The sequence below is a fragment of the Streptomyces sp. NPDC001056 genome, from assembly GCF_053598955.1.
This window is the reverse complement of sequence record NZ_JBSFLI010000007.1, coordinates 271,622-279,978: the sequence shown is the minus strand read 5'-3', so window position 1 is coordinate 279,978 and position 8,357 is coordinate 271,622. Positions and strand designations below refer to the sequence as shown.

Here is an 8,357-nt window from a genome sequence, read left to right as displayed (position 1 = left end):
GTCGCAGCCAGACCAGCGCGCCGAGCAGCGCCCCGACCACGGTGAGCACCACGAACACCCCGCGCCAGTCGGTGACCCGCAGGATCTGCCCGCCCGCGCTCCGCCGGGCATCCCGGGTACCGACGAGCCGCCGTCCCCGCGACCCGGCGCCCCCGTGCCGCCTCCGGCAGGTGGCGCCCGCGCCGTACAGGGCGTTCCCTGGGAGAAGGATGAGCAGGCCGGTCGCGGGCACTCGGTGGGCCAGTGGAGGACGATCTCACCCGAGGAGAGTCATGACTCAGAAGAACGCGCCGTCGGCCCTCACGGCACCTCTGCGCGGTGCCGCCTCGGTGCTGCGCAAGGTGCCCGGCGCCACGACGGTGGGCCGCGCCGCGGAGGAGACACTGGACAAGGTGGGCGCCGTGTCGCCCCGCGGGCGCCGCATGGCGGTGTACGCCGGCGCGGGTGTGCTCGGCGCGGCAGGCGTCGTGGAGTGGCCCGTGGCCCTCACCGGCGCGGCGGTGGCCTGGCTCACCCAGCCCCGGCCCGGCCCGAAGGACCAGCAGGCGGGCGCCGGACTCCCGCACGATCTCGGCACCGCCGCGCTCCGGTCCCACGCGGACGCGCCCACGCACGGGCCCCAGCAGCAACCCCATCGGCACCACGGCGAACCAGGACACGGGCACCGACCCGCCCGCGCCGACGACTCCGAGGACACCACCCCGAAGACGATGACCGGTCCCCTCGGTCCCACCGCGCGTCCCGAGCGCACCACCCGCTGAGGAGGGCCCCTTGCCCGGTCTGCTCACCGTGCCGCGGGCCGCCCTCCGGCTGCTGCCCGCGGCACCACGTCTGCTCGCCCGTGCCGCCGCGCCCGCCGTCGGAGTGGCCGCCGGCGCGGCCGCGGGAACGGCACGCGCCGGTGTGCGCGGTGTGGACGCCGCCGCACGGGTCGCCCGCGTCGCCCGCAACACCCTCCCCGGCACCGGCGGCCACTGGCGCTCGGGCACCCGCGCCCACCTCGCCCTGCGCCCCATGGCCCCGGCGTCCGAGGCCGGCGCGCCGGCCCCGGCATCCGGGGCCGGGCCCGCGGCGCCCGCCGAGCCCCCGGCACCCGAGCCCGCGACCGGCACCCCGCCCCACCCCACCGCAGCCGACACGGAGCACCCGGCCCCCGAGCGCCCGGACGAGACCACGTCCCCGGACCGCGGCACGCCTCGGGCCCCCGCGCCCCCGTCCGCCACGGCCGCCCCGCCCCCCGAACCCCCGGCGGGCCCCTCTCACCCGGCCCCCGGCCGCCCTGCCGACACCACGCGCCCGAGGCCCGAACCCCCTCCGCCCACCGAGCCCTCGCTCGACCACCTCGCCGTAGCCGGCCATCCCCGGCACACCGCCCACCTGGCCCGCCGCATCGCCGCCACCCTCGCCGAACGCCCCGACGTGCTCTTCGCCTACTGGGACGAGGGCCTCTCCCGGCTGGTCGTGACGGCGACCGAGGAGGAGGCCACGGACGAGGTCGTCGCGCACGCCGCGCGGCTCGCCGCGCGGCACGGGCTGGAGCTGGGCGCGGGTGACGTGGAGGAGGACACCCACCCGGCCGACCCCGCGGGGGTGCGCACCGCGGTGGCCACGCTCACGGTCGACGTGTTGGGCACCGCCGTCGCGGTCGCCGGGTACGCGCTGCGGTTGCCGCCCTCGCCCCGGCTGGTGACCGCCGTCACGACGCTGCTGCGGGAGAACCCCCGTTTCCGGGCCTGGCTGTGCGCCCGGCTGGGGCACGACCGGATGGACCTGGTGCTGGCCGCCGCCAACGCCGCCGTGCACGGGGCCGGGCAGACCCCCGCCTCCCTGCTGCTGGACGGCACCCTGCGCGTGTGCCAGGTCGCCGAGACGGTGGCCCGTGCGGCCGCGTTCGACGCGGTGCACGACGAGCTGTGCGCCCCCGGCCGCGTCAGCCTCGCGCCCGGCGGCGAGCCGCGGCCGCCGTTGCGGGAGACGCCCGCGCAGGAGTACGCCTCCCACGCCTCCGCGGGCAGCGTGCTGGGCGCCGCGGCCACGCTGCTGGTCAAGCACGACGGTGCCGAGGCCGCCGAGGCGGTGCTCGCCGGTTCGCCCAAGGCCGCCCGTTACGGCCCCGCCGCCTTCCACGCCGTGCTCAGCGCCGCCCTGTCCCGGACCGGGGTACTGGTGCGCGCCCCGGAGCGGCTGCGCCAGCTGGAGATGGCCGGGACCGTCGTACTGCACGCCGGAGCGCTGCGCGGCGCGGACGGCGAGGCGGACCCGTGGGCCGAGCCCGTGCTGGACGCGGCCCGCCGGGCCGGGCTGCGGGTGGTGCTGGTGGACGATCCCGCCCTGGAGGACTTCACCGGCCTGGCCGACCAGGTGGTGGACGCCCGCCGGCCGCTGGACGACGTGGTCTACGAGGCCCGCGGCGAGACGCACGCCGTGCTGACCGTCGCCCGGGTGTGCTCGGCCGAGGAGACCGACGTGCTGGCCGCCCTGCGCGGCAGCGATGTCGCCCTCGCCCTCACCGACCGGGACGGCGCGGTGGTGTGGGGCGCGGACATGCTGGCCCTGCACGGGCTGCCCGACGTGTGGCGGGTGCTGACCGCGATTCCGGCCGCCCGCGCGATCGGCGGGCGGGCCCAGACGCTGGCCAGGTCCGGCGCGGCACTGTCGGGGCTGCTGGTGGCCGTCGGCGAGTCCAAGGGCCGCCGGGGGCGGCTCGGCAAGCTGCCGGGGCTGCGGCACGCGCCCGTCGACGCGGCGGCCGCCATGGCCCTGCTGTCCGGGATGCGTTCCGCGCTGGGAGTGGCGGTGGCCCGTGCCCCGCACCCCCGGCCCCGCGTGCACTGGCACGAGCTGGACCCGGAGCAGGCACGCTCCCGCCTCGCCCACCGGCCCGGCGCCGAACCGGGCCCGTTGGACGCGCTGACCACCGGGCTGCGCAGGGCGGCCCTAGGGGTCTCCCGGCATCCGCTCCTGGCCCCCGTCCGCTGGTCCTACGAGCTGGCGCAGGCCGTCCGCGGCGAACTCCACGACCCGCTCACCCCCGTTCTCGCCGTCGGCTCGGCGGCCTCCGCGATCCTCGGCTCCGTGGTGGACGCCCTGCTCGTCGTCGGCGCCCTCGATCTGAACGCTCTCGTCGGCGGAATCCAACGGCTGCGCGCCGAACGGGCGTTGTCCGGTCTGGTCGCGGACCAGAAGCGCAAGGCGCGCGTGGTGCCCCCGAAGGCGGAGGCCCCCTCCGGCGGCACCCGCACCGTGGAGGCGGGCAAGCTCACGCCCGGCGACGTGATCCAGCTCAAGGGCGACGACGTGGTGCCCGCCGACGCGCGGCTGCTGTGGCAGGAGGGACTGGAGGTGGACGAGTCCGCGCTGACCGGCGAGTCCCTGCCGGTGGAGAAGGACACCGACCCCACTCCGCACGCCCCCGTCGCCGACCGCAGCTGCATGGTCTTCGAGGGGACGACCGTGGTGGCGGGGGAGGCCCGTGCCGTCGTGGTCGACACCGGCGAGCACACCGAGGCCGCCCGCGCCGTGCACCTCGCCGCGCGGACGCCCCCGGCGGCCGGCGTCCAGGCCCGGCTTCAGGAAATCACCCGCAAGGCACTGCCGTTGACCCTGGCGGGGGGCGGCGCCGTGACCGGCCTGGCGCTGCTCCGCGGCACCCCGATCCGCGAGGCGGTCAGCGGCGGTGTCGCGGTCGCGGTGGCCGCCGTACCCGAGGGGCTGCCCCTGGTGGCCACCGTCGCCCAGCTGGCGGCGGCCCGCCGGCTCAGCCGCGGCGGCGTCCTGGTGCGCACCCCGCGCACCCTGGAGGCGCTCGGCCGGATGGACACCCTCTGCTTCGACAAGACCGGCACCCTCACCGAGAACCGGCTGCGCATGGTGCGGGTCTCCGACGCCGAGGGCACCGTCCGCGCCGTGGCCGACGCCGGGTCCGCGGACGCCGTACGGTCCGCCGCGCGGGCCTGCCCCCGCTCCAACGGCGGCTCCGAGCGGCCGGTGCACGCCACCGACGAGGCCGTCCTGGACGCGGCCGGCCCCGACCCCGGGTGGACCCAGCTCGCCGGGCTGTCCTTCGAGGCCGCCCGCGGCTACGCGGCCGCCGTCGGACGGGCCGGCGACGGCCCCCGCGTCCTCGTGGTCAAGGGCGCACCGGAGATCGTGCTGCCCGCCTGCGTCGGCCTCCCGGCGGGCGCCGCCAACGCGGCCCAGGAGCTGGCCGGTTCGGGACTGCGCGTCCTGGCGGTGGCCGAACGGCGGCTCGGTGAGGGGGAGGACGAGGCCGATGTTCTCGAACAACCGCTCCAAGAGCTGGAGTTCACCGGGGTGCTGGCGCTGTCCGACGTGCCCCGCGAGACCTCCATGGCCCTGGTGAAGGGGCTGCACGAGGCGGGCGTACGACCCGTCGTGCTCACCGGTGACCATCCGCAGACCGCGCGGGCCATCGCCGCCGAACTGGGCTGGCCGGAGGAGACCGTGGTGGTCACCGGCGACGAACTGGCCGCCGCGGACCGGGCGGCGCGGGCCCGGATGCTGCGCGACGCGGGCGTGGTGGCCCGGGTGGCGCCCGAGCAGAAGCTCCAGGTCGTGGAGGCGCTGCGGGACGCGGGCCGGGTGGTCGGCATGGTCGGCGACGGCGCCAACGACGCCGCGGCCATCCGCGCCGCCGACATCGGCGTCGGCATCAACGCCCGCGGCTCGGCCGCCGCGCGCAACGCCGCCGACATCGTGCTCACCGACGACGACCTCACGGTCCTGATCGACGCGATCGGCGAGGGCCGCGCCCTGTGGCACAGCGTCGCCGACGCCATCGCCATCCTGATCGGCGGCAACGCGGGCGAGGTCGGCTTCGGTCTCATCGGCACCCTGCTGTCCGGCCGCGCGCCGCTGTCCACCCGGCAGATGCTGATGGTGAACCTGTTCACCGACCTGTTCCCCTCGATGGCGGTCGCCGTGACGGAGAAGGAGGGCGAGGCGGACCTCGCCCACGTCGAGGAGGCCGCCGGGGTGCTGGGCGACCCGCTGCTGCGGCAGATCAGGCACCGTGCGCTGACCACCTGCCTCGGCGCGCTCACCGCCTGGCTGATCGGACGCTTCACCCCGGGCACCGCCCGCCGCTCCAGCACCATGGCGCTGTGCGGGGTGGTCGGCACCCAGCTGGTGCAGACCCTCCTCGACCGGCGCGACAGCCGGCTGGTGCAGATCACCTCGCTGGGCTCGGCCGCGGTGCTCGTCGCCGTCGTCCAGATCCCGGTGCTCAGCCGCGCCTTCGGCTGCACCCCGCTCGGCCCGCTCGCCTGGGCCGGGGTGGGCACCGCCATCGGCCTCGCCCTGGCGGGACAGCGGGCGCTGCCCCGCCTGGAGGAGACGGTGGTACGGCTGCTGCCGGACTGAGGCTCACACGGACCGCAGGTACTGGTCCGGCACCCGCACGTCGCCGCCCAGCTCGCGGGCGGCGTGCCGGGCCCAGGACGGGCTGCGCAGCAGCTCGCGGCCGAGCAAAACGGCGTCGGCCTCGCCGTTCGACACGATCTTCCGGGCCTGCTCCGCCTCGGTGATCAGCCCGACGGCGGCGACCGGCAGCCCTGCCTCGGCCCTGACCCGCGCGGCGAACGGGACCTGGTAGCCGGGCTCGACCGGGATGCTCACGTCGGAGGCGTTGCCGCCGGTGGAGACGTCGAGGAGGTCGACGCCGTGGGCACGCAGGTCACGGGCGAGACGCACCGTGTCGTCCGCGGTCCAGCCGCCCTCCTCCAGCCAGTCGGTGGCCGAGACGCGGAAGAACAGCGGCTTGTCCTCGGGCCACACCTCCCGTACGGCGTCCACGATCTCCAGCGCGAGGCGGACGCGGTTCTCGTACGAGCCGCCGTAGGCGTCGGTGCGGTGGTTGGAGTGCGGCGAGAGGAACTCGTTGACCAGGTAGCCGTGGGCACCGTGGATCTCCACGATCTCGAAGCCCGCGTCGAGCGCCCGGCGGGCCGCGGCGGCGAACTGGCCGACGATGTCCCTGATCTGATCAACCGTCAGCTCGGTGGGGACCGGGTGGCCGTCCGCGAAGGGCAGCGGGCTCGGCGCGAGGGGCTGCCAGCCGTGGCCCTCCGGGCCGACCGGCGCGCCGCCCTTCCAGGGCCGCTCGGTCGAGCCCTTACGGCCGCTGTGCGCGAGCTGCACCGCCGGCACCGTGCCCTGGGCGGCGAGGAACCGGGTGATCCGGCGGAAGGCTTCCACCTGGGTGTCGTTCCACAGGCCGAGGTCGTAGGGGGAGATCCGGCCCTCCGGCGAGACCGCGGTGGCCTCGACCACGATCAGACCGGTGCCGCCGGTGGCCCGCGCCCCGTAGTGCGCGAAGTGCCAGTCGTTCGGGGCGCCGGTGAGCGGCCCCTCCGGATCGGCCGAGTACTGGCACATCGGGGGCATCCAGACCCGGTTGGGGATGGTCACTTCGCGCAGGGTGATGGGCTCGAACAGCACGCTCACGACGGACTCCATTCGTCACGGACCGAAAGTCTGCTCGTACGATAAACCTCGTAGTACGAGAGATGTCAAACTACGAAGCCCCTCGTACAATGCAAACGCCGACACTCCGCGACTCCAGTGAGGAAGGTGGGCCGTCATGGCCGAGACCGCCGCCCCCGGCCGTGTTCTGCCGCACCCCGATCGGGAGGAGATCCGGCTGGAGACCGTGCTGCACGCGCTGTCCGACCCCGTGCGGCTGCGGATCGTCCGCGAACTCTCCACGGCGGCCGACGAGTTGTCCTGTTCCCGCTTCGACCTGCCGGTGACCAAGTCCACCACCACGCACCACTTCCGGGTGCTGCGCGAGAGCGGGGTCATCCGGCAGTCCTACCGGGGCACGGCCAAGATGAGCGGTCTGCGCCGGGACGACCTGGACGCACTCTTCCCGGGCCTGCTCGACGCCCTCCTCGCCGCCGCCGCGGGCCAGCACGCCCGGCTGGGCGAGGAAGCCTGACCGCGCGGTTCCCGGGCTACGACGACCGTGCCACCGCCAGCAGGGTGTCCCAGTCGGCCAGCTTGACCACGCCCCGGCCCAGCCGTGCGCCCAGCTCGGCCTCCGCGCGCTCGATCGCCAGCCAGCCGTCCCAGGCCACCGGCTCCGTCCCGGCCGCCAGCAGCGCGGGGACGGCGTCCTCGGGCACGTCGGCGCGCGCCAGCTCGGGGGCGTCCGCGAGCAGCGAGGCCACCGTCTCCTTGGCGCAGGGCCGGTTGGTGCCGATCACGCCCGACGGGCCCCGCTTGATCCACCCGGCGACGTACTCCCCGGACGAGGCCGCGCCGTCGCGCACCACCCGCCCCGCCGCATGCGGAACGGTGCCGCTCGCCTCGTCGAACGGCAGCCCCTCCAGCGGGACTCCGCGATAACCCACCGAGCGCAGCACCAGCTGCGCGGGCATCTCCTCGTACCGCCCCGTGCCCGTCACCCCGCCGTGCCCGTCCGGCACCGTGCGCTCGAAGCGGACCGTGCCCACCCGGCCGCCGTCCGCCAGCAGCTCCACCGGGCGCAGGAAGAACCGCAGTCGGATGTGCCGGCCGGACCCCGCAGGCTGCTCCGCCCAGCCGCGCAGCACGTCCAGATTGCGTCGCTGCGCCGCGGACAGAGTCTCGGGGTCGGCCGGATCGAGCGCCAGGTCACCAGGCTCCACGGCGACCCGGGTACCGGGCAGGGTGCCCAGCTCGCGCAGCTCCTTGGTGGTGAAGCGGGCCTGCGCCGGGCCGCGCCGCGCCACCATGCGCACCTCCCCGACCCCGCTCCCCGCCAGCGCCTCCAGCGCCGTCTGCGGCATGTCTGTCGGCCACAGCTCGGCCGCGCCGCGCATCAGCATCCGCGTGACGTCCACCGCCACATTGCCCGCGCCGATGACCACCGCCGAGCGCACGCCGCGCAGATAGCCCGCGTCGGCCGCGTCCGGGTGCGCGCTGTACCAGGACACGAACTCGGTCGCCGACCAGCAGCCGGGCAGCTCCTCGCCGGGAATGCCGAGCCGGCGGTCGGTGGCGGCGCCGACGCAGTACACCACCGCGTGGTACAGCCCGCGGAGCACCTTCACCGGCACCCCGCCGGGCCCGCCCACCCGCACCCCGCCGAGGAACCGCACCCGCTCGTGCTCCAGTACCGCACACAGGCCGCCCTGCAAGGACTTGATCTTCTCGTGGTCCGGGGCGACGCCGTACCGGACCAGTCCGTACGGGCACGGCAGCCGGTCCAGCACGTCCACGCGCACCTCGGGGTCCTGCTGGACGAGGTGCTGGGCGGTGTAGCACCCGCTCGGTCCGGATCCGACGACGGCGACTCTCAGCACGGCGGTACTCCTGACGCGGAAGGAGAGTGCGCGGACGGCTCCAGGATCCCA

General features: G+C 76.1%; 6 protein-coding genes. 3 read left to right on the top strand and 3 right to left on the bottom strand.

Going from position 1 to position 8,357, the window contains the following annotated elements:
• Positions 1 to 232: hypothetical protein (locus ACWDD7_RS11925; protein WP_450457250.1), on the bottom strand; the 232-nt coding region annotated here is incomplete at its 3' end.
• A 40-nt stretch (positions 233 to 272) separates the two neighbouring features.
• On the opposite strand from ACWDD7_RS11925, the gene ACWDD7_RS11920 reads away from it, so the two are divergent.
• Positions 273 to 761, top strand: a complete 489-nt coding sequence (locus tag ACWDD7_RS11920; RefSeq protein ID WP_450457249.1) for a hypothetical protein — start codon at positions 273 to 275, stop codon at positions 759 to 761.
• A 10-nt stretch (positions 762 to 771) separates the two neighbouring features.
• On the top strand, positions 772 to 5,382 hold the full coding sequence (locus ACWDD7_RS11915; protein WP_450457248.1) for an HAD-IC family P-type ATPase: 4,611 nt from the start codon (positions 772 to 774) through the stop codon (positions 5,380 to 5,382).
• A 3-nt stretch (positions 5,383 to 5,385) separates the two neighbouring features.
• Here ACWDD7_RS11915 and ACWDD7_RS11910 read toward each other — a convergent pair whose 3' ends face one another.
• Positions 5,386 to 6,465: an NADH:flavin oxidoreductase/NADH oxidase gene (locus ACWDD7_RS11910; protein WP_450457247.1), complete on the bottom strand. Its 1,080-nt coding sequence runs from the start codon at positions 6,463 to 6,465 to the stop codon at positions 5,386 to 5,388.
• Between the two features lie 136 nt (positions 6,466 to 6,601).
• Between ACWDD7_RS11910 and ACWDD7_RS11905 the strand changes: the two genes are divergently transcribed.
• Positions 6,602 to 6,958: an ArsR/SmtB family transcription factor gene (locus ACWDD7_RS11905; protein ID WP_351875253.1), complete on the top strand. Its 357-nt coding sequence runs from the start codon at positions 6,602 to 6,604 to the stop codon at positions 6,956 to 6,958.
• Positions 6,959 to 6,974: 16 nt separating this feature from the next.
• Here the strand turns inward: ACWDD7_RS11905 and ACWDD7_RS11900 are convergent, their stop codons facing one another.
• Positions 6,975 to 8,306 carry an FAD-dependent oxidoreductase gene (locus ACWDD7_RS11900; protein ID WP_450457246.1) on the bottom strand — a complete coding sequence of 444 codons (1,332 nt, stop codon included), beginning with the start codon at positions 8,304 to 8,306 and terminating at the stop codon, positions 6,975 to 6,977.
• Between the last annotated feature and the right edge of the window lie 51 nt (positions 8,307 to 8,357).